Annotated in this window: 28 protein-coding genes; 14 read left to right on the top strand and 14 right to left on the bottom strand. The window is 61.4% G+C overall.

Translation table 11 applies throughout. From position 1 onward, the window contains the following. Positions 1-684, top strand: a complete 684-nt coding sequence (locus tag TMS3_RS06990; RefSeq protein ID WP_025164545.1) for a sarcosine oxidase subunit gamma — start codon at positions 1-3, stop codon at positions 682-684. A 58-nt stretch (positions 685-742) separates the two neighbouring features. Next, entirely contained in the window at positions 743-1,522 is a 780-nt protein-coding gene (locus TMS3_RS06985) for an IclR family transcriptional regulator (protein WP_025164544.1), read from the top strand. A 109-nt stretch (positions 1,523-1,631) separates the two neighbouring features. On the opposite strand, the gene TMS3_RS06980 is transcribed toward TMS3_RS06985, so the two are convergent. The 9 genes from TMS3_RS06980 to TMS3_RS06940 all read right to left on the bottom strand — a co-directional run bounded on the left by TMS3_RS06980 (position 1,632) and on the right by TMS3_RS06940 (position 10,281). Beyond that, positions 1,632-1,898: a hypothetical protein gene (locus TMS3_RS06980; protein ID WP_025164543.1), complete on the bottom strand. Its 267-nt coding sequence runs from the start codon at positions 1,896-1,898 to the stop codon at positions 1,632-1,634. Further along, positions 1,898-2,170: a hypothetical protein gene (locus TMS3_RS06975; protein WP_321163846.1), complete on the bottom strand. Its 273-nt coding sequence runs from the start codon at positions 2,168-2,170 to the stop codon at positions 1,898-1,900. The genes TMS3_RS06980 and TMS3_RS06975 overlap by 1 nt, the downstream gene beginning before the upstream one ends. 296 nt (positions 2,171-2,466) lie before the next feature. Continuing rightward, positions 2,467-2,934 carry a hypothetical protein gene (locus TMS3_RS06970; RefSeq protein ID WP_025164541.1) on the bottom strand — a complete coding sequence of 156 codons (468 nt, stop codon included), beginning with the start codon at positions 2,932-2,934 and terminating at the stop codon, positions 2,467-2,469. 730 nt (positions 2,935-3,664) lie between these two features. Continuing rightward, the gene (locus TMS3_RS06965) at positions 3,665-4,183 is read right to left on the bottom strand and encodes a phosphate ABC transporter ATP-binding protein (RefSeq protein WP_268788192.1); all 519 of its coding nucleotides are present in this window, start codon (positions 4,181-4,183) and stop codon (positions 3,665-3,667) included. 183 nt (positions 4,184-4,366) lie between these two features. Next, positions 4,367-5,701 carry an OprD family porin gene (locus tag TMS3_RS06960; protein ID WP_025164539.1) on the bottom strand — a complete coding sequence of 445 codons (1,335 nt, stop codon included), beginning with the start codon at positions 5,699-5,701 and terminating at the stop codon, positions 4,367-4,369. A 90-nt stretch (positions 5,702-5,791) separates the two neighbouring features. Further along, positions 5,792-6,205 (bottom strand): DoxX family membrane protein, encoded by a 414-nt coding sequence (locus TMS3_RS06955; protein ID WP_025164538.1) that lies wholly within the window; start codon positions 6,203-6,205, stop codon positions 5,792-5,794. A gap of 130 nt (positions 6,206-6,335) precedes the next feature. Next, positions 6,336-8,528, bottom strand: coding sequence for an FAD-dependent oxidoreductase (locus tag TMS3_RS06950; RefSeq protein WP_025164537.1), 2,193 nt, complete (start codon positions 8,526-8,528; stop codon positions 6,336-6,338). Positions 8,529-8,541: 13 nt separating this feature from the next. Continuing rightward, the gene (gene arsS / locus TMS3_RS06945) at positions 8,542-9,522 is read right to left on the bottom strand and encodes an arsenosugar biosynthesis radical SAM (seleno)protein ArsS (protein WP_025164536.1); all 981 of its coding nucleotides are present in this window, start codon (positions 9,520-9,522) and stop codon (positions 8,542-8,544) included. 228 nt (positions 9,523-9,750) lie between these two features. After that, positions 9,751-10,281: a TetR/AcrR family transcriptional regulator gene (locus TMS3_RS06940; RefSeq protein ID WP_051394189.1), complete on the bottom strand. Its 531-nt coding sequence runs from the start codon at positions 10,279-10,281 to the stop codon at positions 9,751-9,753. A gap of 339 nt (positions 10,282-10,620) precedes the next feature. On the opposite strand from TMS3_RS06940, the gene TMS3_RS06935 reads away from it, so the two are divergent. The 6 genes from TMS3_RS06935 to TMS3_RS06910 all read left to right on the top strand — a co-directional run bounded on the left by TMS3_RS06935 (position 10,621) and on the right by TMS3_RS06910 (position 14,675). Continuing rightward, a complete protein-coding gene (locus tag TMS3_RS06935) occupies positions 10,621-11,226 on the top strand; it encodes an RNA polymerase sigma factor (protein WP_025164534.1) in 606 nt (201 codons plus the stop codon). Next, positions 11,220-11,447, top strand: coding sequence for an anti-sigma factor family protein (locus TMS3_RS25310; protein WP_025164533.1), 228 nt, complete (start codon positions 11,220-11,222; stop codon positions 11,445-11,447). Before TMS3_RS06935 ends, TMS3_RS25310 begins: the two co-directional genes overlap by 7 nt. Positions 11,448-11,530: 83 nt before the next feature. Continuing rightward, positions 11,531-12,232, top strand: coding sequence for a DUF2064 domain-containing protein (locus tag TMS3_RS06925; RefSeq protein WP_025164532.1), 702 nt, complete (start codon positions 11,531-11,533; stop codon positions 12,230-12,232). Next, entirely contained in the window at positions 12,225-12,953 is a 729-nt protein-coding gene (locus TMS3_RS06920; RefSeq protein WP_025164531.1) for a glycosyltransferase, read from the top strand. The genes TMS3_RS06925 and TMS3_RS06920 overlap by 8 nt, the downstream gene beginning before the upstream one ends. An 8-nt stretch (positions 12,954-12,961) precedes the next feature. After that, positions 12,962-13,747, top strand: a complete 786-nt coding sequence (locus TMS3_RS06915) for a DUF547 domain-containing protein (RefSeq protein WP_025164530.1) — start codon at positions 12,962-12,964, stop codon at positions 13,745-13,747. Between the two features lie 190 nt (positions 13,748-13,937). Then, positions 13,938-14,675 (top strand): flavodoxin family protein, encoded by a 738-nt coding sequence (locus TMS3_RS06910; protein ID WP_025164529.1) that lies wholly within the window; start codon positions 13,938-13,940, stop codon positions 14,673-14,675. A 96-nt stretch (positions 14,676-14,771) separates the two neighbouring features. Here the strand turns inward: TMS3_RS06910 and egtD are convergent, their stop codons facing one another. Both egtD and TMS3_RS06900 read right to left on the bottom strand, forming a co-directional pair. Beyond that, the gene (gene egtD / locus TMS3_RS06905; RefSeq protein WP_025164528.1) at positions 14,772-15,761 is read right to left on the bottom strand and encodes an L-histidine N(alpha)-methyltransferase; all 990 of its coding nucleotides are present in this window, start codon (positions 15,759-15,761) and stop codon (positions 14,772-14,774) included. Continuing rightward, entirely contained in the window at positions 15,758-17,107 is a 1,350-nt protein-coding gene (locus tag TMS3_RS06900; RefSeq protein WP_025164527.1) for an SUMF1/EgtB/PvdO family nonheme iron enzyme, read from the bottom strand. Before TMS3_RS06900 ends, egtD begins: the two co-directional genes overlap by 4 nt. A 311-nt stretch (positions 17,108-17,418) precedes the next feature. Between TMS3_RS06900 and TMS3_RS06895 the strand changes: the two genes are divergently transcribed. Both TMS3_RS06895 and TMS3_RS06890 read left to right on the top strand, forming a co-directional pair. Then, positions 17,419-18,258 carry an EamA family transporter gene (locus tag TMS3_RS06895; protein ID WP_025164526.1) on the top strand — a complete coding sequence of 280 codons (840 nt, stop codon included), beginning with the start codon at positions 17,419-17,421 and terminating at the stop codon, positions 18,256-18,258. 188 nt (positions 18,259-18,446) lie between these two features. Continuing rightward, entirely contained in the window at positions 18,447-18,932 is a 486-nt protein-coding gene (locus tag TMS3_RS06890) for an LEA type 2 family protein (protein ID WP_025164525.1), read from the top strand. Positions 18,933-18,956: 24 nt separating this feature from the next. Here the strand turns inward: TMS3_RS06890 and TMS3_RS06885 are convergent, their stop codons facing one another. Beyond that, positions 18,957-19,784, bottom strand: a complete 828-nt coding sequence (locus tag TMS3_RS06885; protein ID WP_025164524.1) for an AraC family transcriptional regulator — start codon at positions 19,782-19,784, stop codon at positions 18,957-18,959. Positions 19,785-19,888: 104 nt separating this feature from the next. Between TMS3_RS06885 and TMS3_RS06880 the strand changes: the two genes are divergently transcribed. Then, positions 19,889-20,428 (top strand): carboxymuconolactone decarboxylase family protein, encoded by a 540-nt coding sequence (locus TMS3_RS06880; protein WP_025164523.1) that lies wholly within the window; start codon positions 19,889-19,891, stop codon positions 20,426-20,428. Positions 20,429-20,487: 59 nt separating this feature from the next. Continuing rightward, complete coding sequence (locus tag TMS3_RS06875; RefSeq protein WP_025164522.1) at positions 20,488-21,036, top strand: cytochrome P460 family protein; 549 nt, start codon at positions 20,488-20,490, stop codon at positions 21,034-21,036. A gap of 81 nt (positions 21,037-21,117) precedes the next feature. Here the strand turns inward: TMS3_RS06875 and TMS3_RS06870 are convergent, their stop codons facing one another. Further along, complete coding sequence (locus TMS3_RS06870; protein WP_025164521.1) at positions 21,118-22,557, bottom strand: multiheme c-type cytochrome; 1,440 nt, start codon at positions 22,555-22,557, stop codon at positions 21,118-21,120. Between the two features lie 721 nt (positions 22,558-23,278). On the opposite strand from TMS3_RS06870, the gene TMS3_RS06865 reads away from it, so the two are divergent. Further along, positions 23,279-23,653: a hypothetical protein gene (locus tag TMS3_RS06865; RefSeq protein WP_025164520.1), complete on the top strand. Its 375-nt coding sequence runs from the start codon at positions 23,279-23,281 to the stop codon at positions 23,651-23,653. A 45-nt stretch (positions 23,654-23,698) separates the two neighbouring features. Here the strand turns inward: TMS3_RS06865 and TMS3_RS06860 are convergent, their stop codons facing one another. Next, entirely contained in the window at positions 23,699-24,658 is a 960-nt protein-coding gene (locus TMS3_RS06860) for a mechanosensitive ion channel family protein (protein WP_025164519.1), read from the bottom strand. Positions 24,659-24,872: 214 nt separating this feature from the next. Between TMS3_RS06860 and TMS3_RS06855 the strand changes: the two genes are divergently transcribed. Next, positions 24,873-25,502: a glutaredoxin family protein gene (locus TMS3_RS06855; RefSeq protein ID WP_025164518.1), complete on the top strand. Its 630-nt coding sequence runs from the start codon at positions 24,873-24,875 to the stop codon at positions 25,500-25,502. Positions 25,503-25,552: the final 50 nt, after the last annotated feature.

The raw sequence follows: 25,552 nt of genomic DNA, 5'->3' as shown, positions 1-25,552 counted from the left end.
ATGAACAGCCTGACAGCCGAAGACTTCAAAGAACGCAGCCCTCTGTATGCCAAACATAAGGGTGCTTGCCTTGCGCCGCTTGCTGAAACTGTAGCCGTCGAACGCTTTAGCGAAACTGACGAACACTCGCAATTAGCGCGCTGTGCGCTGGTCGATCTCACTAATCTGGCTCGCGTAGGGTTCCGCGGTACTGATTCAGCAGAGTTTCTGCTGAGCAAAGGCTACCACCTGCCAGAGACACCCAACCACGCCACCCTGCAAGACGACGGCAGCATGGTCGCACGCCTTTCACAAACCGAGTACCTGCTATTGGGCAGCCTGCGCGATGCCGGAACTCGGGTGTCGGATTTGGAAGCGCATTGGCAATTGAGCGAGCAGGCAAACTATTTGCTGCCTCGCCAGGACAGCCACGCGTGGCTGCTCCTGACCGGCGAACACTGCGCGGCGGTAATGGCCAAACTGTGTGGCGTTGACCTGCGCGATGGCAATTTCACGCAGGGTGCAGTGGCGCAAACATCGGCAGCACGAATCAACGTGATCGTCATCAACACTCACACTACAGCGCTGCCTAGTTTTCACATCCTCTGCGATCGCGCCTCTGTGAGTTACTTCTGGGACGCCGTACTGGATGCCATGCTGGAGTTCGGTGGCAAGCCAGCAGGTATCCAAGCCCTCCTCGACTGAGACCAGAAACCGGCGTGTTGTTAAACACGCCGGTGAATCATGGAAGGGATGAGCCCTTATGAACCTCGACATTGAGCGCGACGTTGACTATCGCGTGCCCGCACTACAACGCGGCCTGATGGTGCTGGAAATGTTCAGCAGCCAGCAACGCCAACTGAGCAGTCACGACATCGCCGAACGCTTGGGCCTCAGCGTCTCGGCGATCTATCGGATTCTGCACACACTCTTGGAGATGGGTTACCTCAACAAAATCAGCAAAAACACCTTCGAGCTAGGGCCGCAGGTGATGTGCAACGGCTTCAGTTACCTGGCCAGCCGTGACATTGTCGAAATCGCGATGCCGCACCTGAACAACCTGCGCGACCGCACCTCGATGACCTGCCACTTAAGCATCCGCGAGCAAACAGATAGCCTGTATATCTACCGTGCTTTTGCTGCGCAGCGCCTTTCTGTCAACATTCCAATTGGCTCGCGCCTACCCTGCCACTGCACGGCTATGGGCCGCGTGTTGCTCTGTGATTTGTCAGAACTGGAACTCGATAACCTTTATCGACATGTGCGCTTAGATGATTATCCACCGCCCGCACCTAAAACCCTTCCCGAACTGATCAAGATACTAGTCAGCGACCGCGAAACCGGCTGGGTACTGCACCGCTCCGACTACTCCACAGCAATAGCCTGCGCCATTAATGATCATACCGGCAAAGTTGTGGCCGCCATCAATCTCTCCGGTCCAGAAGCCATTCTCGACAACCCCGAAACACAACTGATCTGTAGAGAGCATTTGTTGAAAACTGCAAAAGTTATATCTAGAGAGTTTGGTGGGGTTAACCGCTAGCCAGCTGCAGAATAGTCACTGCAGGCTTCAGACTAAGTGTGACTCTGGTCCATTTAGATTGGACCAACCCAGTTCGTCGTTTCAGACAAAAACACACGGAGTTACGCCTTCAGCGTGAAACCCTTGGCACGACACCAACCTGCATGCTGTATGGATTACACACACTATTTAAGGTTTGAACGGTTGGGTTGTTTTCATCATGTTTTAGCTGCCGCAATGCACGCAGGGAAAGCTTGTACATCTGTGCGAACCTTACCTGCTGCAATCCAGTCACTTCCTTGCGTAACCGCCGAACTGCCATATCGATAGTAATTTCTCCAGAAGCCAACTGCACCTGCAACTCGTTGAGAATCCGGTTGTGCTCAAGGATGTCCATTAGATGAACCCCCACTTATTGAGCCGCTGAGGGAGATCGCGCAGCGCTACGCGAGGATGGTTCATTGTCGCAGCGGGCAGACCATCTGCACTCAACAAATCAGGCATGGCCAGGAATGTTTGAGCCTCAACCCAGAGCAGCTCAAATAGCTCATCAGCGTTGATCCACTCCGCAACCTCATCGCAGGCGGCCCTCCAGTCGACCTCACCCGCCAACTCAATGTGCTTCGGCCACTTAGTTGTGCGCGTTACACCTTCATCATCCTTGACCATGGGGGCCAGATCATGGACTGGTGCCAGCCTCATGCCCTGCTCATTCCTAAGGATGGAAGTGTTTCGGCCATGATTGTCTGAAGGGTTCTACCCCATTTCCACTGCCCTGATCGCAGTAGCAATTGCCTGCTCGGTCTACTATGGGCCGCTCAAGCGGTACTCAGGCTTCAGTCGCTAGGCTAGTGACAAGAGTAAGCAGGGCAGCTTATTCGCTGCCCTGCTTACTACGGAACCGATCTTTTTCTTTTTGAACTCAAAGGATCGCTTGTCAATCACGCCCTGGCCGAACCAGCCCCTTACGACTGCCTCGCCAGGAAGCTAGTGATCACATCCATTGCTTCATCGGGCTGTCCCTGCAGCGCCGTACAGGCGAACGCATAAAGAGCGTGCTCGTGCTCCGCTAACCACGCCAGGGCTTCACGCGTCTCTGGCCCAGACTCCTGCGCCATACGGTCATAGACCTCAAGGTAGGGATAAGCAAGCTCCTTGAGTTGCACTACTGCATCGTGCCAGCTCAGATGGCGCCATTCCGAAGCACGGGATCGGCCCGCACTAATTTGTACTGGATCCGGGATGGCCTCGACTCCTAGCCGATGGAGCACCTCCCCCAAACGCTCGCCGGTTTGATATTCGAGCTCCGCCAGCAACATCAACGCGCGACGATTAGCCTGGTCGCATGTGAAGCCTGCCAGGCTGCGAAAGAATGCCTCACCGCGAATCTCTGCCTGGTAAGCGGTATGGATCTGCTGGACGGAAAGCTGCATGTCATCCCCTTTGCACTGTGGTCATCACGAGGAGTGTTAGCCTCGATCATTTCCCGCTACCTCGTGCCCCTGGGGTCGCAGGTTTGCTAGCCCTAACCCCATGGCTCCCGACCAATCTCTATGGCTGCAGTCTGCTTGATCCAGGCAAGCCCTGGAAGCAGGCAATACTAATCAGGCAGTCAGCCAGCGCTGACTATCCAGAAGCCTCAGGCCACGATCGCGCAAAGGACATTGACGCGCTACTCCCGAGAGGATGACCGCGGCCAACTGCCCCAGGAGACCACCATGCAGTTGATCCATTTCTGATACAGATGATCGCGTCATAGGCGCACTGGCAATTACAGCCACTGTGGTTTTAACCGTGATACCAATGCGACGCTCCTAGTTTTTTCGGGCTACTTAAACGGCTATCGCGACTGAAGTAGTCGATCGATTAGGAGACGGTGTTACCCCCGCCGTCCTCTCACGCCACCGTAGGTACGGTTCCGTATACGGCGGTTCCTGCCTACTGAGCACATTGCAGTCAGCGAGCACTACGAAAACTGGTATTCCAAGCATCTAAGTAAATCCTCGCTAACTCAGTAGACAGTCCCAATGTCTTAGTTAGGAGGAAACCGGGAGGCGCACTGAAGACCCTGCGAAGCCTTAGCGCCCTTCCGAGTGCAGCTATCAACACAGCTGCCCATTCAGATACCGATGCGCCAGCGGGTCACGCGCGCGTTCGAACAGTTCACAGGCCGGGCCGCTGCCCCGCACGCATCCACTGCCATCGCGCACCCAGCACACAGTCACATGTGTCGGCCAGACGGCGAGCCTGATCAAGGTTATGCGTGACCATTAACAGGGTGTAACGCCCTTTCAGGCTATCAATCAGATTTTCAACTGTGGCGCTGGCGATCGGGTCCAGGGCACTGCAGGGTTCGTCCAGTAAAAGCACGCGCAGCTCCAGCGTCAGAGCGCGGGCGCAACACAGGCGTTGCTGTTGCCCACCGGACAAACCAAGTGCGGGTTTCTGTAAACGATCACGTACTTCACTCCACAGCCCGGTGGAATACAGGGCCTTCTCCATGCGCCCGTAAAGCTCAACTTTGTCGCGCACGCCATGTTCGCGCAGGGCAAACAGGACGTTCTCGGCAATGCTCAGGGGAAACGGATTGGGCTGCTGGAACACCATTCCCACCTGGCGCCTTGCCGCGCCGGCGACTATCAGAGCTCGGCGTGCGTGCGAATAAAAAAGGGGCTGTAGCAACAGCCCCAAGGCGGGGAGGTAAGGAGCAACCCCTATAAAGCAGATAAAAAAACAGCGTTTTTGTTACAGCTCAAAGCCACACCGAACTCGCCAGGCGAGCGCATAAAAAGAGGGCTGTAGCAACAGCCCCAAAGCGGGAAACAAGGAGCAGTCCCGGTGTTGTACTCAACCGAAACACGCGCGTTACAGAACGCTCAGCGGGTACTCGACAATGAAGCGAACCTCGTCAACATCGCCATCGATTTGATTGGATGAACCGCGATGTACCGCATGCCGGATACGCAGCGAGAGATCCTTGGCGGGCCCTTGCTGAACGACATACTTGGCTTCTATATCGCGTTCCCAATGCGACTCGTTGTTGGCGGCGGCATCGAAGAAGCCGCTGAGCGCATCGGCCTTGGTGCTGTCGATGTTGTCTCCGCGAATGTAACGGGTCATCAGCGACAGCCCGGGAACGCCATAGCTGGCAAGATCCAGGTCATAGCGCAGTTGCCACGACTCCTCATTGGGGGCGTTGAAGTCGGAGTACTGAACCGAGTTGGCCAGATAAATCGCGTTGAAGCCGACGTAGTCGAAACCATCGTCGCCATCGATTTTCTGAAAGGCCAAGGTCAGTGCGTGCGCCCCGAATGCGTACTTTGAGGCCAAGGACCAGGCTGTGTTGCTGATATCGCCGACCAGTGCCTTGCCTTGGTCGTTAGTGCGGTAAATATTGAAATCGAAATTCAACGAACGCTCGCCGCTGAACGGAATGCTGTAGTTGGCATTGGCATAGTAGCGGCGCCAGGTATCTTCGACTTCGGATGCAAACAGGCTCAGGCTCAGCGCATCACTGGCGGTATAGCTGCCGCCCAGCCAGTCGACGGTATTACCTACATCCGAGGCATACTGGATTTGCAGCTCGCCATCGGAGTTGGTACTGCCGAACTCGTTCATCGAGGTGATGTGGCCGGCGTCGATGTTGAGGCCTTCAATTTCATCGCTATTGAGGAAGATGCCCGTTGCGGTTTGCGGTATGAGACGTGCATCGCCAGTCGCCACCATGGGGTTCTCGACCTGTTTTTCTCCGAGTTTGAGGGTGGTGTTGGAGACTCTCAGTTTGAGCACACCGCCCGACTCGCCGTAGGCATCGCCTGGCTCGCCATCGCCCTCGACCGGCAGCAGGAAGGTGCCTGTGCGACCGCCGCCGCTGTCCAGTTTCAGGCCCAGAAAACCATAGGCATCCACCCCGAAGCCCACCGTGCCTTGGGTGAAGCCGGACTCGTAGAAGGCCATGATCCCGTGCGCCAACTCCTCACGAAAGCCATTGCGTTGATCCACAGGTTTGAAGCGATTGGTGCCCGAGCCGTTCGAACCGCCATTGCGGAAGTCGCGATTGAAGTAGAAGGTTCGGTTGAGGATATTGAGGGTGCTGTCCTCGATGAAGCCTTTGGAATCGGCTTGCTGGCTGGCGGCGGCCATTTGCATGGTGGCTGCCGACACTGCCAAAGCGGCAATGCTCAACTTGATCACGTGCATTGGTATTACTCCAGTTTTTGTTGTCATGCCAATGCCAGCGTTTTGCGTGCTGACCCAGTTTGAGTCAGCACATGAGTCCTTGTTACGAATTTATTTGCCTGAATAACCTGCATCCAGCGCCAGTCGGTCCTGGTCGCGGAAGGCGATCAGCAACAGGCTGCCAGCAAAGATGATCAGCGAGGGATAGAACAGCACATTGCTGCCTTCAAACACCCAGCTCCAGGGATCGATCACCGACTGCATCACCGCCAACAGCGAGGCGCCATTGAACAGTACCTGTGCCGGATAAACCCAGCGCCGCGCAAAACCCAGCACCACGGCCAAACCGACCAGCATCTGCAGTACACCGCCCACACGCAGCACACTCTCGATACTGAGGAAATCGAAGTAGAACTTGTTGGCCACCGCCATCCCGTGCGCAACGTTGAACACTTTGTCGGCCCCCCAAATAACCAGCAGCCAGCCAAGCGACAGGCGAAGGAGCAACAGAGTCCAGATTTTCATAACGTACTTTCCTATTCGGACCGGGTTCGTGGCCCGGTCTTGGGTTGCTACACGGCCGTCATGGCCGTGTAATTGAGGGTGATTTCACTATGGGTGAGATGTCATAGGCGCAGCACCTCGAACGGGATGCTCACACGACCTTGTCACTGGCAATCAGCTGAGTGCTGCCTGCACCTTCAGCACCGCCCAGGCGCCATTGATGGAACCTGGCCAGCCAGCGCAAGGCGCTGGCCGGGGCATGAGCACGCTTCCATTCGCCGGCCACGTACTTGTTCGCCTCGGCCATCGTCGGGTAGATGTGGATGGTGCCCAGGACCTTGTTCAGCCCGTAACCGTGCTTCATGGCCGCGACGTATTCGGCGATCAGCTCGCCGGCATGCTCGCCGACGATGGTCACCCCGAGGATGCGATCCTTGCCTGGCACGGTCAGCACCTTTACGTAGCCATGGGCGGCTTCGTCGGCAATCGCGCGGTCGAGTTCGTCGATGCCGAAGCGGCTCACTTCATAGGCGATGCCCTGGTCCTTGGCGTCCTGCTCGTTGAGGCCGACGCGGGCCACCTCGGGGTCGGTGAACGTCGCCCAGGGGATCACCCGGTAATCGACCTTGAAGCGCTTGAAGCCGCCGAACAAGCCGTTCACCGCCGCATACCAGGCCTGATGCGCCGAGGTGTGGGTGAACTGAAAAGGTCCGGTGACATCGCCTACCGCGAAAATATTGGGGAAGCGCGTGGCGAGGAACTCGTTGGTTTCCAGAGTGCCGTTGTTGCGCACTTCCAGACCGAGTTCCTCGGCACCGAAACCCTTGACGTTGGCGACCCGGCCCAGGGCCAGCAGCACCTGATCGAAGGGCAACACGACCTCGCGGTTGTCGACCAGGTTCAGGCAGATCAACTGCCGCTGGCCTTCAACCACCTCGAAACGTACCGCCTTGTGCTGCAGGCGCAGCTCGACTCCGTCGGCGCGCAGACTGGCCATCACCGCCTCACTGGCTTCCTGGTCCTCGCGAATCAGCAGGCGCTCGGTCATCTCCACCTGAGTCACCGCACTGCCGAGGCGCTGGAAGGCCTGGGCCAGTTCGCAACCGATCGGCCCGCCCCCCAGCACCAGCAAACGCTTGGGCTGCTCGCGTAGATCCCAGACGTTGTCCGAGGTCAGCGGGGCCACCAGCTCGATGCCCGGAATTTTCGGCACCAGCGGCCGAGCACCGGTGGCGATGACGATGGAACGCGCACTCAGGCTCTGACCATTGACCTCGACCGTCCAGGGCGAGGTGATCTTCGCCTCGCCCTCCAGCACCTCGACACCCAGCTGGGTATAACGCTCAATCGAGTCATGCGGCTCGATATCCGCCACCACCCGCTGTACGCGCTGCATCACTGCGGCAAAATCCACTTCACCGGTGATCGGTTTGAAACCCAGCTGTTCGGCCTTCTTCAATTCATTGGCCAGCTTGGCCGAACGCAGCAGCGCCTTGGACGGTACGCAGCCGGTATTCAGGCAATCGCCGCCCATCTTGTGCTTTTCGATCAGGGTCACCTTGGCCTTCACTGCGGCGGCGATATAGGCCGACACCAGGCCGCCGGAACCGGCGCCAATCACCAACAGATTGCGGTCGAAGCGCTTGGGTTTCTGCCAGCCGGCGTAGACCTTGCGCGCCTTGACCAGCTCCAGCAGTTTGCGCGAGATGATCGGCAACAGGCCGAGCAGCACGAAGGCACCGATCAATCCTGGCGAGAGGATGCCGGCCAGCGAATCGAGCTGTCCCAGTTCACGGCCGGCGTTCACGAAGACCAGGGTACCCGGCAGCATGCCCAGCTGGCTGATCCACCAAAAAGTCCGCGCCGGCAACTTGGTCAGGCCCATGGCCAGGTTGATCAGAAAGAACGGAAACACCGGCACCAGGCGCAGGGCGAACAGGTAGGAGCCACCCTCACGTTCGATGCCCTGATTGATCCCGGCCAGACGCTGACTGAACTTGCTCTGTACCCAGTCGCGCAGCAACAGGCGACTGCTGAGCATGGCCAGCGTGGCGCCCAGGGTCGAGGCGAAAGACGCCAGCAAGGTGCCTCCCAACAAGCCGAACAAAGCACCGCCGACCAACGTCATCAAGGCCGCACCCGGCAATGACAGCGCGGTCACCAGCACATAGAGCGCGAAGAACAGGCCGCCGGACAGCCAGGGGTTGGCAAGCACCTGGGCGTTGAGGGCCGCTTGCTGCGCCTTGAGGCTGGCGAGGTTGAGGTACTGGCCCAGATCGAAGACGAAGAAACTGGTCAACAGCAACAGGATGATGGCCAACAAGGCCGACTTACGCTTGTCCATGCAGACAGCTCCTTTATTGATTTTGCAATGCGCCAGCACAGCTGGAACCCTGACCGGCGGTGCAGGCGTAGCAGTGATCGCGGGTGATGATGGGATTACTGTGCAGGCTCGATACCTGCAACAAGTCGCGCAGATGCGCACGGTCACGACCGATCAGCTCGGGCAACGCCATGGGCAGCTCGAGCATCTGATTGAAATCGCAGTCGTACAGATAGCCCTGCCAATCGACACTGACCACGCTGCGGCACATCAAGTCATCGAGGTTCTCCGGCCGGTAGCTGTCGCGTAGCAACTGCATGTAACCGTTGAACTGTCCCTTGCTCACCAGGGTGCTGCCAAACCGCGCGATCGGCTGGTTGGTGATGGTCAGCAAATGGTTGAAGTGAATGCCGAAGTCCTCGGCCAGGTGCACCTTGTACTCGGCCTCAAGCTGCGCCTGAGGCGGCGGCAGACTGGCGCCCTGTGGATTGAACACCAGATTCAGAATCAGGCCGCTACCCTCGACGCCATAGCCCAGCCGGTTGAGCTGCTTAAGGCCCTCGATGCTGGCATCGAACACGCCATCGCCACGCTGCTTGTCGACGTTCTCCCGCGAATAGCAGGGCAACGAAGCGGTGACTTCTACCTCCTGCGCGGCGAGAAACTCGGCCAGGTCTGCATAACCCGGCTCGCTGAGGATCGTCAGGTTGCAGCGGTCGATGACCCGCAACCCTTCCCGGCGGGCGTGCATGACCAGATCGCGGAAGCGCGGATGCATCTCCGGTGCACCGCCGGTGAGGTCGAGGGTTTGTACCGCATGGGCGTCGATGACCTGATGCAGCAAGGCCAGGCTCTCGTCGGTCATGGCCTCCTTGCGGGTCGGCCCGGCGTTGACATGGCAATGCAGGCAGCGCTGGTTGCACAGGTAGGTAAGGTTGATCTGCAGAGCGTGCAGCTGCGCGCGGTGAATCGCTGGAAAGCTCAGGGCATTGAGCAGGGGCAAGGTGGGGAGCATGACGATTTAAACTCTTGAGAACTGGTGTTTTGAGAGCCGAAGCGGCTCTGCGTTACAAAACAGCGTCTTGCCAACGCTGCACAGCCCTCTGCCAATCGGCCGGGCACGACCTGGGTCGCGGCGGGCGTCACATAGAAATCGAAGACAACAGCAGGGGGCATGCGGGGAATCTGGAGGCAGAGCGGCGCTCTTAATTACGGACTGATAGGTCCATAATACGGCAAAAAATTAGCCCAGGTTCGCCATGACCAGTTCGATAACTGTAAGCAATTCTTTCTGCTCCATGCCGGCCTTGGTCTGGGTACGCAGGCCGCTCATCACACAGTGCATGTATAACGCCCGCGCAGCGGGCGCTTGCCTGTCCGATACCAGGCCTGCAGCTTGCGCCTGCTGGAAAGCCTGCTCGAACACCCCACGAAAACGCCGCGTCGCGAGTGCGATCAGCCGCTGTACCACCGGGTCGCTGGTGGAGAATTCATTGGTTACGTTGACCAGCATGCAGCCGCGCGGGGTAGCTCGCTCGGCGTCTTCGAGCACCGACAGCAGGCATTCGCGAATGAACGCGAGCGGCGACTCGGCCAGCTCCAGGCGTGCCAGCAGGTGCGTGACACGGCTCTCGACGTAGCGGCTGAACGCAGCTTCGAACAGGCTCTGCTTGTTGCCGAAACTCTCATACAGGCTGCTCTTGGACAGCTTCGTCGCCTCGAGCAGGTCCTGCAGGCTGGTGGCCTCATAGCCCTTGCTCCAGAAAAGCTGCATGGCATTTTCCAGGACAAGGTCGGGGTCGAAAGTTCTAGGGCGTCCGCGGTTCATGCGGCTGATTATGGACCGAGCATGTCTTAATTCAAAGTTGAGGCTATTGCGGCTGTAACAAAAAACCATGTCGTCCATCAGAAGCTGTTGCCAGTCAGCTGCGCGCGCTGGACGAAATGCTCGCTGGCCGAACCTGGCGACGGAAGCGATCAACTGCATCATCTGATAAACAGGTTTGCCCCTACGCAGCGCTGACCACGACCCATGGCGCTGCAACACCAGCCCCACGTGACGACACGCGGGCTGTCACTACAGTGTTTTTTCAGGTCACCTCGGGAGAAATAGATGGTCGACGAACAAGAGCTGGTCAAACGGCTACGCCAAGGCGACAGCAACGCCCTGGAGACCGCCATCAAGCTTCACCATGCCTTCCTGGTAGCCATGGCCATACCCTTGGTCGGCGCGGACTCGGCCGATGATGTCGCCCAGGAAACCTGGCTGAAGGCCTTCGCCGCGATAAGCAAGTTCGAAGGCCGAGCCAAACTACGTACCTGGTTGGCGCGGATCGCCATCAATGAGGCCCATGCCCTGCGGCGCAAGCGAGGCCGAGAGCTGTCCCTGGATGACTGGGGCATCGATTCCGGCTCGCCCATCGGCTCCCGATTCAATCAGCAGGGCGGCTGGAATGCCCCGCCCAGTCAGTGGCACCATGACACGCCCGAGGCGCTGCTGACTGAAGCGGAGCTGCACGAGTGCATCCGTAAACACCTGCACCAGCTGCCTGGCGACCAGCAAAGCGTGCTGATGATGCGCGAGTTGGGCGGCCTCGGTTTCGACGAAATCGCTCGAGCCTTGAGCCTGGCCGAGGGCAACATCCGTGTGCTGTTACACCGGGGGCGGCAACGCATGCATGCGATGCTCAATCACTTCGAGGAGGTAGGAACATGCTGACCTGTCGCGAAATGTCGGAGCTCGGTTCCGAGATCATCGATGGCCATTTGCGATTTTCCACTCGCTTGGCGGTACTCATGCACCAACGCATGTGCCCTCGCTGCAAGCTGTATATCAAACAACTGAAACTGACTGCCGAAGTACTGCAGCAACTGCCCCTCGGCGACGAGTCGGTGGACAGTCAGGCCATCCTCGACCGGCTGCGCACGCCCGATCGATAGATCGCGCTGTAACAAAATCAGCGGCAACGGCTCAGAAGAGTGCAGACATTGCCTCACTCCACCGTAGAAACGGGAGCCCCCGCTTGACCGACCGCTATCCCCCCAACATCGCGCCTGCCGCCGCAGCCTGTCTGGTATTGCTGTGCAAACGCCCAGCGATCGGTCATTCCAAGCAACGCCTGGCGGCGCAGCTGGGTCTGGAGCCAGCGCTCGAGATCGCCCAGCACCTACTCGACTGCGCCCTGGAGGATCTCCAGCAATGGCCGGGGCCCAAGGCACTGGCTCCGGATCACCCAGACCACTCGGCCTGGGCACAGGCGCGCTGCCCCCAGGCCCTGTGCCTGGCGCAACACCAAGGCAACCTCGGCCAACGTCTCAACGACCTGGACCGCCGATTACGCGACCAGGGTCAGCGCCGCCTGCTGTTCATCGGCAGTGACTGCCCGGCCCTGCTGCCGAGTGACTACCACGCGGTGAGCGAACTACTCGACAGTCATGACACGGTACTGCTCAAGGCACGCGACGGCGGCGTCGTGCTGATGGCCTCGAACCGCCCATGGCCAGACCTGCGCGACCTGCCCTGGAGCACTGCACACCTGGCTCAGACGCTGGCCGACAAGTGCCGGGCTGCCGGGCATTCACTGGTACAGACCGGCGACTACTTCGACATCGATCATCGAGATGACCTGCAGCTACTGGCCCTCGCCCTCACACAGGACGCGCGGCCCGCACGCTTGCGCTTGCGCGATGCCGTTCGCGACCTCGGAGTGCCTGCCCATGCCTGATAAAACACCGCTCAGCGTGATCATCCCCTGCTGGCGCGATGAGGCGTTACTCGGTCCCCTGCTGTCCCGCCTGCATCAGCTGGCCACGCGCTCCAGGCAGGAGTTGCAGATCATTGTGGTCGATGCCGCACGCAGCCCGAGCTGCAGCCGCGTGTGCCAGCAACATGGTGCGCAATGGTTGCCTGCAACGCCCTGTCGAGGCGAACAGCTGCGCCTGGGCGCGGAACACGCCCGGCATCCGATCCTGTGGTTTTTGCACGCCGATGCTCAGCTGCTGGGCAATCCCCTGCCGGACATCCAGGCGGCGGTTGCCGCGGGTGCGGTCGGCGGCGCCTTCGCCTTCCGTTTTGCCGGGCCAGGGTGCTGGCAGAGCAGTTTGCTGGAACGCCTCATCGATTGGCGCAGCCGCTTCGGCGTGCCCTATGGCGATCAAGGCGTGTTCGTTGAGGCCAGCGCCTACCTTGTCTGCGGCCAACACCGCCCCTGGCCGCTGTTCGAGGAAGTGGAACTGATCAAGCAGCTGCGCCGACTGGGCCGTTTCGTGCGGATCGGCCAGGGTGTTCAGGTCGACCCTAGGCGCTGGCAACGCGACGGCTGGTGGCGGCGCTCGCTGCATAACCGCCTGCTGGCACTCGCCTATGCGGCTGGCGTGCCGACTACCCGCCTGGCGCGCCTGTACGGCCAACGCAACACCAGTGCCTGCCCCTCAAACAATCCTTAGGAGCTGCCATGCGCCCCCTGTTACTCATCCTCATGCTCTGGCTAAGTAGCCCGCTGCACGCCAGCAACTTCGACCATGAGCACCGGCAGTGGACCAGACTGCTGGAGCAGCACATCTCCTGGGTTAACCAAGGGGTGGCCAGCACAGTCGACTATCAAGGTTTCAAACAGGATCAGGCTGAATTGACCCGCTATCTGGCCACGCTGTCGGATGTCTCCCGCCCGCAGTTCGACGGCTGGAGTCGCGATCAGCGCCTGGCCTTTCTGCTCAATGCCTATAACGCCTTCACGGTACAACTGATCCTCGACCACTACCCGCTGGAGTCGATCAAGGATATCGGCGGGCTGTTCAGCAGCCCCTGGAAGCAAGCGTTCATTCCCCTGCTGGGGCAGACCCTGAGCCTGGACCAGATCGAGCACTCGATGATCCGCGCCCCTGGCGCCTACGACGAACCGCGCATCCACTTTGCCGCCAATTGCGCCTCGGTCGGCTGCCCGGCCCTGCGCAGCGAAGCCTTCGTGGCCAGCACCCTCGACGGGCAGCTGGAAGACAGCCAGCAACGCTTCCTGAAGGACCGCAGCCGCAACCGTTTCGATTCTGCCAGCGGGCATTTTCAGGTCTCGAAAATCTTCGACTGGTACGGCGAAGACTTCGCCAAGCGCTGGGGCTCGCTGGACAACTATCTGATCCAGCAAACCCCTTTGCTGACGGCTCCAGAACAGCGACCTGCAGCCAACAACACGCCCAAGGTCGAGTTCCTTGACTATGACTGGTCACTGAATCAATCCAACTGAGCGAGGGGAGTACCGAGGTTGCGCGCCTGCATGGCCAACCTTTGCCCCGGGCAGCGGTCAAATATCACTGTCTATTGCCGCTAACGACCTCGCGCAAGGCATGGACGACCCCGACGCCAGCCACGCTACCGCCGCCTGGCCGATAGCTGCGGGTTAAGCGCCTGCTGCATAAGCCAGGAGATGCATGACCATGAGCAAGCAATCACTGCCACCCGCCCAGTATGCGGATCTGTGCGCCGTGTTCATCAACACCACGCTCAAACCCTCCCCCGAGCCCTCGCACACCGAAGTACTGATGGAAGTATCCCAGGCGATCATGCGTGCGCAGGGCGTCAAGGTGGAGCACATCCGCGCCGCCGACCATGTGCTCGCCCCAGGCGTGCAGCCGGATATGACCGAGCATGGTTTCCAGCGGGACGACTGGCCAAAGCTCTACGCCCAGGTGAAACAGGCGGACACTCTGGTGATCGGTTCGCCGATCTGGCTGGGTGAGCGCTCGTCGATCTGTTCGAGCGTGATCGAGCGCCTGTACGCCCAGTCGGCGGACCTGAATGACAAGGGGCAGTACGTCTATTACGGCAAGGTCGGCGGCTGCATCGTCACCGGCAACGAAGATGGCGTTAAACATGTCGCCACCGGGGTGCTGTATGCCCTGCAGCACCTGGGCTACACCATCCCGCCGCAGGCCGACGCCGGCTGGATAGGTGAAGCCGGACCCGGCCCCAGCTACGGCGACCGCCAGGACGATGGCAGCCGGGTCGGGTTCGCCAACGACTTCACCCAACGCAACACCACCTTCATGACCTGGAACCTGCTGCACCTGGCCCGCCTGCTCAAGGATGCCGGCGGCATACCGGCCTATGGCAATTTGCGCGAGCAGTGGGATGCGGGCAACCACTTCGACCACCCGAACCCGGAGTACCGTTAGGCGCCAACAGCTCTGTGCTGAAGCAGCTGCGGCGCTGTAACCAGCAAGCCGATTCCAACGCTGCATAGTCGAGCACAGTGATTTTTCAACAGCCTGCTAGCGCTGCACCAGGGTCAGGGCGAACTGCGCATCCTCATCGATCCAGGCTTGGCGCCGGGCAAAACCGGCGGCTTGCAGCGAGCCGAACAACCCTTCAAGGCTGTATTTGTACGAGCTTTCGGTCCAGATCGTCTCGCCGTCGTGCAGGGTCAGCTCGAGCCGCGACTCGGCGATGCGCACCCGCTGTGTGCGGGTGCTGACCAGATAGGACTCCATGCGCGACTCGGTAGCGTTCCACAGGGCACGGTGCTGAAAACTGTCGAGGTCAAAATCGGCGCCGAGCTCGCGGTTGATCCGCACCAGCAGGTTGCGATTGAACGCGGCGGTCACCCCCAGCGGATCGTCGTAGGCCAGCATCAGTTCGCGCTCGGGCTTGATCAGATCGGCGCCCAACAGGAACAGATCGCCGGGTTGCAGCGCAGCGCGGATCTGGCACAACAGTTCGTTGGCCTTGGGCGGATCGAAGTTGCCCATGTTCGAGCCGAGAAACAGCAACAGCGTATGCCCCGTCTCCGACTGGGTGCGACTGAATTCGGCCAGGCCCGCCTCATAGGTGGCTTCATGGGTGATCACCTGGGTGGCTGGAAGCCCCACCAGCAACCCGGCTGCGGCGGACAACGCACTACGCGACACGTCGACCAGGTGCACGCGCAACGCCGCGCTGCCGGCATCCCGGGCCTGCAAGACGCGGGCGAGTTTCTCTCCGCTGCCCGCGCCCAACTCGACGGTGTCGGTGAGCGGTGCACAGGCGGACAGAATGGCCCGCGCATGGGTCTTCAGCAGCCCGGTTTCGGCGCGTGTCACCCGATACCAGGGCAACCGGGTGATGGCCTCGAACAGCGCCGAACCGAGGGCATCGTAGAGATACCGGGAGGGTAGCTGGCGCGGCGTCTGCGTCAGGTAGAAGGCGACATCCTCGGCAAACTGCTGGGTCGACACCTGATCGGCCGGCGGCCGCACGGAGACCCGTGCCGACGCGGGGGTCATTGTCCCGCTCCGGCAACGCAGCGAAAGCTGGCGTACATGTAGGGGTAACGCGCACGGAACCAGTTGCGCAACGATGGCCTGAGCAGTTCGCTCACGGTCACCGGCGCCGCGCCCTTCATCACGAAGTGCTCGCCATCGAAGAACTCCGCCGAATACTCGGGATAACACGCGCGCACCTCGAACCCGGGAAACGGCGCGAAGGCAGTCGCCGTCCACTCCCAACCATTGCCGACCAGATCATCCACGCCCCAGGCGCTGCGCCCTGCCGGATGACTGCCGATAGGCTGCGGGTCCCAGGCATGAAAGTCGAACACGCCGCGCGAGGCATCGGGCGCCGCATTACCCCAGGGATAGCGGCGCGGCTGGCCGTCCGGCGCGCCATAGGCGGCCCGTTGATACTGCGCCTCGCTGGGCAGGCTCAGCCCGCGCCAGCGGCAGTAAGCCGAGGCCTCTGCCTGGCTCACCCAAACCGGCCAGGCAGCGGGCAAGGCGATCCGATCAAACATGCCACGCCACAGCCACTGCTCGCCGTCGCGCTGCCAGAACAGCGGATGGCTGATCCCCTCGGCGTTGATCCAGGCCCAATCGGCGGCCCGCCACCAGCGCGCATCGGCATAGCCACCGGCCTCGACGAATTCCAGGTAATCGGCGTTGCTGACATTGTGCTGCTGAATCCGGAACGCCGGCACCTGCTCGGCCCAGGCAGGCATCTCGTTATCCCAGGCAAACGGCTCGGTCCCGGGCTCGACCCCGAGCGCGGCCTGGCCAGGCGGAACCTCAATCCAGCTCTGCGCCGGCGGCTGGCCACCGCTGAGCGGACGGTAGCCAGCGGGTCTGCGCTTCTGCTCGAGCGGCAGCTGATGCCACATGTACATCAGCGTTTCCAGATGAGTGGCCTCGTGCTCGAGGATGCAGTGCGCCGCCTCGACGTAATCGAGCGGCCGAGCATCTAGCGGAATCTGGTCATGTTCGGCCAGCGCTGCACGCACCTGTCGATCGGCCTCGTCGCAGAAGCCCTGCACCTCGTCGCGACTGGGCCACAGGTCGGCCTCGTTGCCCCGGGCCCGGACGTTGCTGGAGTCCTCATGCGGGTCGATACCTCGGGCAAACAGCAGCTCGAGCCGTGCATCGATGCTCGGACGGCCCAACCCCTGCTTGACCAGCGTATTGAAGCTGAACGCCGGGATGTGGCCCTGGTAGAAGACGATGGGGTTGCGCAGCGCAATCGGACGGCTGTAATAGGCCTCGTCCGCTATTAGCCCGAACAGCTGGGCGGAGCGCTCACGGTTACGGTTATACCAGGGCAATAGCCCAGGTCGCTCGGCAACAGAAATTGGTCTGGACATGAACGGCCTTCATCATTCGAGGAAGAGTAGGCAATTACTTTCTATAGGCCGGTGGCCAAGCTCAAAGGTTCACATCGGCCCTGCTCAACGAGGCGCCGTGTATTGGCCAATCCAGCGAATCCACCCCCCAAGCGTAGTCCACTGGCGAGTAGAACCCAGACCCGTCGTCGGGCACTGAGCATCCGTGACCGCCGCCCAATGCAACGCCTTCACCTCCCCGGAGCGGGCCTGGACATCGCCCATCCACTCTATGTTTAGATAGCCCGACTCTGGCTGGCGCCCCCGCCAGACTGCATACGCCCGGATAGCCCATGACCGCTCGAACCCTGCTGTTGACCGCCCTGGCCATGCTCGCCTTTGCCGGCAACTCGCTGCTGTGCCGCCTGGCGCTGAAAGACACCGCCATCGATGCGGCCAGTTTCACCAGCCTGCGCATTCTCTCCGGCGCCCTCACCCTGTGGTTCCTGCTGCGCCTGCGTTCAGGCGGCGGCGCCCTCGCTGGCAGCTGGTTCGCCGCTGTGGCTCTGCTGGCCTACGCGGCGGCGTTCTCCTTTGCCTATATCCAGCTCGACGCAGGGGTCGGCGCGCTGCTGCTGTTCGGCGCGGTGCAGATCAGCATGCTGGCCTGGGGTTTTTATCGCGGCGAGCGCCTCAGCCCGCTGACCGGCGCGGGCTTGCTCCTGGCCCTCGCGGGCATGCTCGCCCTACTGCTGCCCGGTGCCAGCGCGCCAGCCCTGGGCAGCGCCCTGCTGATGCTGCTGGCTGGCGCAGCCTGGGGAGCCTACTCGCTGCTCGGGCGCGGCATCGCCGACCCACTCGCCGCCACCGCCGGCAACTTCCTGCGCGCCGTGCCGCTGGCCTTGCTGGTCAGCGCGCTGCTGCTCAGCCGCCTCAGCTGGGATGTGCCGGGGTTGATCTACGCCTTGCTGTCCGGCGCCTTGACCTCGGGCATTGGCTACGCCATCTGGTACACCGCCCTGCGCGGGTTGCGGGCGTTCCAGGCGGCCACCGTTCAGCTCAGCGTGCCGATCCTCGCTGCCTTGGCCGGCAGCCTGTTGCTCGACGAAGCCTTGAGCCTGAGATTGCTCTTGAGTGCGGTCGCCGTACTCGGCGGCATCGCCCTGGTGCTGGGCGCCAAGCAGCGTGCGTGAGACATCGCATGATAGAGGCGGTTGCGCGGACATGGCTCCGCCGACTCACCACGCCCGAGAGACTGAGAGACTGAGAGACTGAGAGACTGAGAGACTGAGAGACTGAGAGACTGAGAGACTGACTGAGCAAAACTCATCCGCGACTGTCTTCTATCCTGTACCCACTGCCCACAACGGAATATCACGCCATGCCCATTAGTGCCTCCCACCTGATACGCGCCCTGCTCTACAGCCTGCTGGCGTTCAGCCTGGCGGCGTGCAGCAGCCTCGGCCTGCGTGATCCGCTGCGCATCGACCTGGTTGGCCTTGAGCCACTGGCCGGCGAAGGCCTGGAGATGCGCTTCGCGGTGAAGCTGCGAGTGCTCAACCCGAATGACACCGCCATCGACTACAACGGCGTGGCCCTGGACCTGGCCGTCAACGGCCAGCCGCTGGCCAGCGGGGTGAGCGATCAGCGCGGCCAGGTGCCGCGCTTCGGTGAGGCGCTGATCAGCGTGCCGGTGAGCATTTCCGCGTTCTCCGCCATGCGTCAGGCCTGGGGCGCGGCCGGCTACAAGCCTGGGCAAGGCCTGCCCTATGAGCTGCACGGCAAGCTGGCCGGCGGGCTGTTCGGCACTTCACGCTTTACCGACAGCGGCACCCTCAACTGGCCCGAGCCCGCAACCGTGCCCTAACCGGCCGTTGCCGCCAGGCCGTTCTCAGGCCTGCATCAGGCTCTTCAGCCAGTCCCGTGGTGACAGGCCACAGCAGCGGCTGAACACCCGCGACAGTGCTTCCGGGCTGGCATAGCCGACCGCTGGTGCCACCAGCCCCATGGGTTTACCGTGTTTGAGCAGGCTCTTGGCCAGGCTCAGACGCCACTCTGTCAGGTAGTCCAGCGGCGTCATGCCGACCGCCTCGCGGAAGTTCACCGCGAAGCGCGCACGCGACATGCCGGCCCGCTGCGCCAGGCTTTCCAGGGTCCAGCCGGCCTCCGGTTGTTCATGCATGGCATTGATCGCCTTGGCCAGGCGCGGCTCGGCCAGCCCGGCGAGAATTCCGGCCTGCAGCAGGTTGGCATCCATGGCGTGGCGCATCAGCAGGATCAGCACGTACTCGACCAACCGATCGATGGCCGCCTGGCGCCCGCAATGATCGTCGAAGGCCTCGTCGAACAGCAGATTCAACACCGGTTCCAGGCTGGGGATCTGCGCCAGCGGCACCAGCATCTCGGCGGGCAGGGTGCGCAGCAGCGGATTGCCCAGGCCGCCGCCGAAGTCGAAGGTGGCGCACAGCAGTTCGGCACCCTCCAGCCCATCGGCATGCAGGCGGTGGCTGCACGGCCGGGGAAACAGCAGCAACGAGGGTTGATCGATCTCGTAGCTGTGCATCTGTGGCCCGGAGACCCGCAGGGTGCCGCGGCGCAACAGGTGCAGATAGCCGACGCTGCCGCCGTCGAACTGTTCGGAGAAGCCACACAGTGGTCCGCTGTGGAACACCTTGGCACTCAGGCTGAAGCGGGCCAGCAAGGGAGAGAGACGGTCCATTCGATACCATCGGCTAGATTTAAGAGACTATTCATCATCACTAATATCGCCTCCTCGGTCAAAGTGGATATCACAGTCTCATCACCAACCGAAGGAAACTCAGCATGCCCCGTATCACTCCCGTCAATCTCACGCACACCGACGCACAAACCGTAGCCACGCTCGATGCGGTGAAGCGCAAACTGGGCATGCTGCCCAACCTGTTCAGTACCCTCGCTCAAGCCCCGGTGGCCCTGCAGGGCTACCTGGGGCTCTCGGAAACCCTCGGCCGCGGCCGCCTCAGCGCTCGCCAGCGCGAGATCATCGCCCTGGCGGTGGCCCAGACTCATGGTTGCGAGTATTGCCTGAGCGCCCACAGCCTGATGGGCAAGGGCGCCGGTCTGAGCGCTGCCGAACTGCTCGCAGCCCGCGCAGGCAAGGCAGCCGATCCGCTGGAGGCGCGCACCGCCGAGCTGGCCACACAAGTGCTGGCGCAGCGCGGGCGCATCCGCGACAGCGAGTTGCTCGCCGCTCGCGAGGCCGGCCTGGATGACGGCCTGATCCTCGAAGTCGTGGCTCAGGTAGCGCTCAACGTGCTGACCAATTTCACCAACAACCTGGCGCACACCGACATCGACTTCCCGCCGGTCAACGCCGCGTTGTAACGGTTCGGCGGCGCCTAGCCGGGCGCCGCCGTTTCTCGTCCCCACAGAGGAGCATCCTCATGAAGACCCTAGCGTCCCTCGCCATCGCCCTCGCCAGCCTCAACGCCAGCGCGGCGGATTTGGCCGAGCACACCTTCAGTACCTACGTGAATGACCAAGGCGAAATCAGCCTGCCCGCCGATGCCCGCAAGAGCTGGAGCCACCTGGGTTCCTGGGTGGTGGCCGACGAAAAGGCGCCCGGTTATGGCTTCCATGACGTCTACAGCCAGCCTGAAGTGGTTGAGGCCTACCGCCAGACCGGCAAATTCCCGGACGGCGCCGTACTGATCAAGGAAATCCGCAAGGTCGAGCACGGCACGCAGACCACCGGCCTGGCGCAGTGGGCCGGCGATACCGCGGTCTGGTTCGTGATGGTCAAGGACCGCCAGGGCCGCTTCCAGGGCAACCCGCACTGGGGCGAGGGTTGGGGCTGGGCACTGTACGAAGCCAAGAACCCGACGCTGAATGTCTCCAAGAGTTTCGAGGAAACCTGCAAGGCCTGCCACGTTCCGGCCCAGCAGAGCGACTGGGTGTTCAGCCAGGGCTACCCGACGCTGCACAAGCCTTGAGCCGACGCGCAGAGCGTGCCGATCGGGCAGTTCGGCACGCGTGATCGGTGCCCCCACTTAGGTATGCCCACACTGACAGGACTATGGCGTACCCGTAGCGGCACTGGCCAGCGCCTTCAATAAAGGCACGCGCTGCGTCACGCTGGCCATGCGGGTGACCTCCACCTGCATCTTGTCCTTGCCCAACAGGTAATCGGCCAGCTTCTGCGAGAACGGCCAGTAGTTCAGGTGCGCGGTCAGTGTCAGTGGCCCGACTGCGTCAGCCGGCACCTGGAAGGAGAACTCGCGGACGATGTAGCCCTTGGGCAGGATGCGGTTATCCGAGAGGATTTGCGTAGCGTTCCAGACCTCGATGTCCAGCTCATTACCATCCTTGTCGCCCAGATGCACCTTGAAATTACGCGTATCCTCCTCGGTCTTGCCGTCCTTGACCGCACCCAGGCGATAGAGCTCGCGCCCCGTAGCATCGCGCACCTGGAAGTCGATCCAGATCTCCCGCCCTTCCGGGAAACCGGTCGGCAGTTTGTGCCCGGCGCCGACATTGGCCACCTTGACCGCGACCGTGGTGTATTGACCGGGCAGCATGTCGGCCGGCAGTGGCTGAAACTGCATTTCCGCCGCACTGGCGAGCATGTCACGCGCACGCTGCGCGGCCTCGTGCTGGCCGAGATAGCTGAGCACGGTAGCGTTGGCGCCGCTGAACCAGTGCGAAGCGACCCGCTCGCGGTCTGGCCCCATGATCGCGGCCTTTCCGGCAAAACCCGGCATATGACAGTCCTGGCAGGTTTCATTATTGAAGCTGTAGGGGCTTTCCAGCCATTCATCGTAGGTGCGTTCGACCGCCACGCTGCTGAAGGGGTGGGTGACGTTGTGGCAGGTAGCGCAGAAGTCAGAGCGTGTGTGCAGCGCCGAATACACGGTGTCGTGATAAGGCGAAACGGCATCCTTGCGCGGGCCGTACTTGGTCGGCCGGCCGTGCGCACGCGGGCTCATGACATAGGCGCCGTTATCCAGGCCGGTGCGCGCGCTGATGTTGTGGCACGTCTCGCAATCGACCCCAGGCATCGGGTGGTTCATGGCGCTGTCCTCAATCGAGGAGCGGTTGACCTGCGAGGTAATCTGTCCGGTGGTGAGGCCGATTGGCGAGTGGCAGCCGGTGCAGAAATTATCCACCTTGCCATTGGTGGCTTCACTGGCCATTTTCAGCAAGGCCCGATAGACCGGGTCGTCCCAGGCCTGGGACATCATCGAAGTACGCCACTGTTTGTAGATCTCGACATGGCAAGTGCCGCACACCTGGGCATCATCGAAGTCCTTCACATCCAACACCAGATTGCCGGTGGTGTTGGCTCGGTGCGGAAAGAACGGCATGGCGCTCATCACAGCCATGAGTTTGGAGCGGGCCGGCTCCAGCCACTTTTCATTACCCGGCTGCTCGTCGCCCACCGCCATGTCCATAGCCACCAGCGTTGCCAGCAGCGTTGCCACCAGCAGCAAGCCCAGCGAATAGAGAAAGCGCATGAACGGCGAATTGAGAAAGCGTATGGCCGCGGGCCTGTGATCTGCCACAACCGTTACGGCACAGCTTACGGATGACGGAGTTTGTCCTGCCCTCCCCGCTACTCTGTCCATCTCACAGCCTCCCTCAGCACAACTGCGCAGGGCCACAGTCGTAGCACGCTCTGACCAATGCAGCAGACAGCACTCAATAACCGAGCCATCTACTCGCACGAGCAGGCTTTAGAAAAGGCGCCAACAGAGACCGGGATTGGCCCAGACAGACTTCGTACCATTGCCCTAGCAGCACACGGTCCGGGTACCCGCCTCAAGCGCATGAAACACTCATATTTGCTTGAGCGTACCTAAGGTATTAGTTCCGCAAGACGGGATAGTCAATATTTCGTCAATTTTCTTAACCTCGCATTATTAACTCATAAGTATTTGATAAATATATCTTTATAAATACAATCAACAATCCAGACGGACCCTTATAGCCAATCAAATGGACAGTGCCTTCGATGCAGCACTGCGACCTGACCGGCTCACCCCATCATCAGGATGTGAGCACGAATGCGCTTAGCACGGGGGTCACAAGGGCGCGCTGACGCCAGGCAGCAAGCCCGCTCAACAGCTGCGCTCGAGGGGTTTACACAAGCTTTACCTTAGCTCGCGAGACGTTCAATTAAGCCCAGGGTCGAAACTAGTAACCGGCACATGCCGACGCTACGCAGGAGTACCCGTCATGCTTAACCGTATTCCCCTACTCGCCGTGCTCGTGGCCGGCCTGGCACTCGGTGGTCAGGCACAGGCTCGCGGCTCTGATCGCGATGCTGCCATTGCCGGGGCCATCCTGGGCGCCGTGGTCGGCGGCGCCATCGTCGCCAATAGCCGTTATGCACCGGCTCCGGTCTATGTCGAGGCGTACCCGCCGCCAGCGGTGGTCTACTACCCGGCGCAACCTGCGTACTACCCGCCGCCACAACCCGTCTACTACCCGCCGCAGCCGACGTACTACCAGCCCTACCCCGTGGTGGTCGCGCCGCGCCACTCGTTCAGACGGCACCACCACAAGCATCATGGTCGGCATAGAGGCTATTACGCCCATCCACGCTGGTAGCCAACAGGCCGCCCCGCCCATGCGGGGCCTCTGTGCTCAGGGGCTTTAACGGTCGCCGGTTGGCGGCTGATCGCGCAGGGCCTGCAGGCGCGGATCGTCGCCCAGATCCAGGCGCAGGCTACCGGAGCGCAGGTGCAGGTCACGCTGCGGAAAGGGGATTTCCACCTCGGCCAGGCGCAGCTGGTCCTCGATGGCCCACATGAAGCGGGCGTTGGTCGCCCCCGGTGAAATCATCAGATCGTGCGCCACCCACACCACCAGTTCGAACTCCAGGCTGCTGTCGCCAAACTTGGTCAGCCACACATCCGGCTGCCGCGCGGGCTCATTGATGATGCACCCCGGCACCGCCTCCACCGCCTTGAGCACCGCCTGCTTGACCTTGTGCTTGTCGCTGCCATAGGCCACGCCGAACGGCACGTGGATGCGCCGGTATTTCTCGTTGAAGCTCCAGTTGGTCACCCGGCCGTTAATGAACTCCGAGTTGGGCACGATGATGTCGACCAGATCATTGGTGGTAATGCGCGTGTAGCGCATGCCGATCTCGGTAACGCGGCCCATCACCCCAGATTGCAGGTCGACGAAATCGCCGACCTTGAGGGTCTTCTCCAGCAGCAGGATCAAGCCGGAGATGAAATTGCTGAATATGTTCTGCAGACCGAAACCGATACCCACACCGATTGCCCCGCCGATCAAGGCCAGGTTGGTCAGGTCGAGACCGAGGTAACGTAAACCGACCAGGGTGCCGATGATCCATACCGCATAGCGGATGATCCGGGTCAGCGCATACATCCCCGAGGAATTCATGTGGGTGCCCTTGCCGCGCGCCGCCACATTGTGCAGACCGTGCTCCAGCAGGGAGGAGAACCACCAGGCGAAGAACAGGATGAAGAGCAAACCCAACAGCCGCGCCAGGTGCAAATCGGTCTCGCCGATCTGCAACCAGGGCGTGGTCGCCCACCCCCACAAGGTTTGCAAGACGCTGTCAGTGATGTCGTCTAGTTGCATGCCCAGAACCTGCTGCGTGGCAAAGAAGGGTCGACACAAGCGTCCGAACACGCCGCTGTCACCTTGAGGATAGCCATAGGCTTGTCCGGACGCGGGTCGCCCGTTTGCGCCGAGCGCCACAGCCCGCCCAACACACAGGCCAGGAACGACAGACAAGGCTGATTAGCTATTCTCAAACCAGGGCCTGTGCCCTGCAGCGTCGATAGGCATGAGCATGAGCAGTGCAGCCGTTCGCATCACCCTCTACCGCTGGGCCGGCGCCTTCGGCCCCTTCAGGATCAAGATTCCCTGTGGCGAGTGCGCCCTGACCCACGACGTGATCAACGACACCCTGAGCAACGAGTTGGCCGACATCCCGGTGGATCTGCAGACCCGCGATTGGTTGAGCCTGTGGTGGCAGCCGCTGCTCAAGGGCGGCTGGCATGCGCCCATCGTGATGGTCGAGGGCCGGGTGATCAGCCAGGGCAATGCGCTCAACCGCGGCGTGCTCACCGAGGCGGTGATCGCTCACCACGCCGGCCGCACCCCGGCGAGCGGCCACCATTTGTTCGGTAAGGAAACCTGTCCCCACTGCCAGCGCGCCAAAGGCTACCTGAAGGCGGCGGGCATCGACTTCCGCTATCACGACGTGGTCAAGGACCCACGCGCGCTCTACGAGATGCTGGCCCGGGTCAAGCCGCTGGTGGGTCCGAGCACCCCCATCACGGTGCCGCAAATCTGGCTGGATGGCAGCTACATCGGCGGCGCGGATGCCTTGAGTCAACGTCTGCACAACAAGGTGGAGGCCAACCCCGAGCGTGGCCAGTCGTCTCTCTCGGCGCATGACTTGACCCGCAAATCCTAACGCGCCGGCCCAGCGGCTGCCGGCCAGCACGTCCAGAGTAGGGAGTCACC

Source organism: Pseudomonas taeanensis MS-3 (assembly GCF_000498575.2).
Lineage (GTDB): Bacteria > Pseudomonadota > Gammaproteobacteria > Pseudomonadales > Pseudomonadaceae > Aquipseudomonas > Aquipseudomonas taeanensis.
Note: the sequence above shows the minus strand (reverse complement) of the source record. Positions and strands in the feature narration are given on the sequence as shown.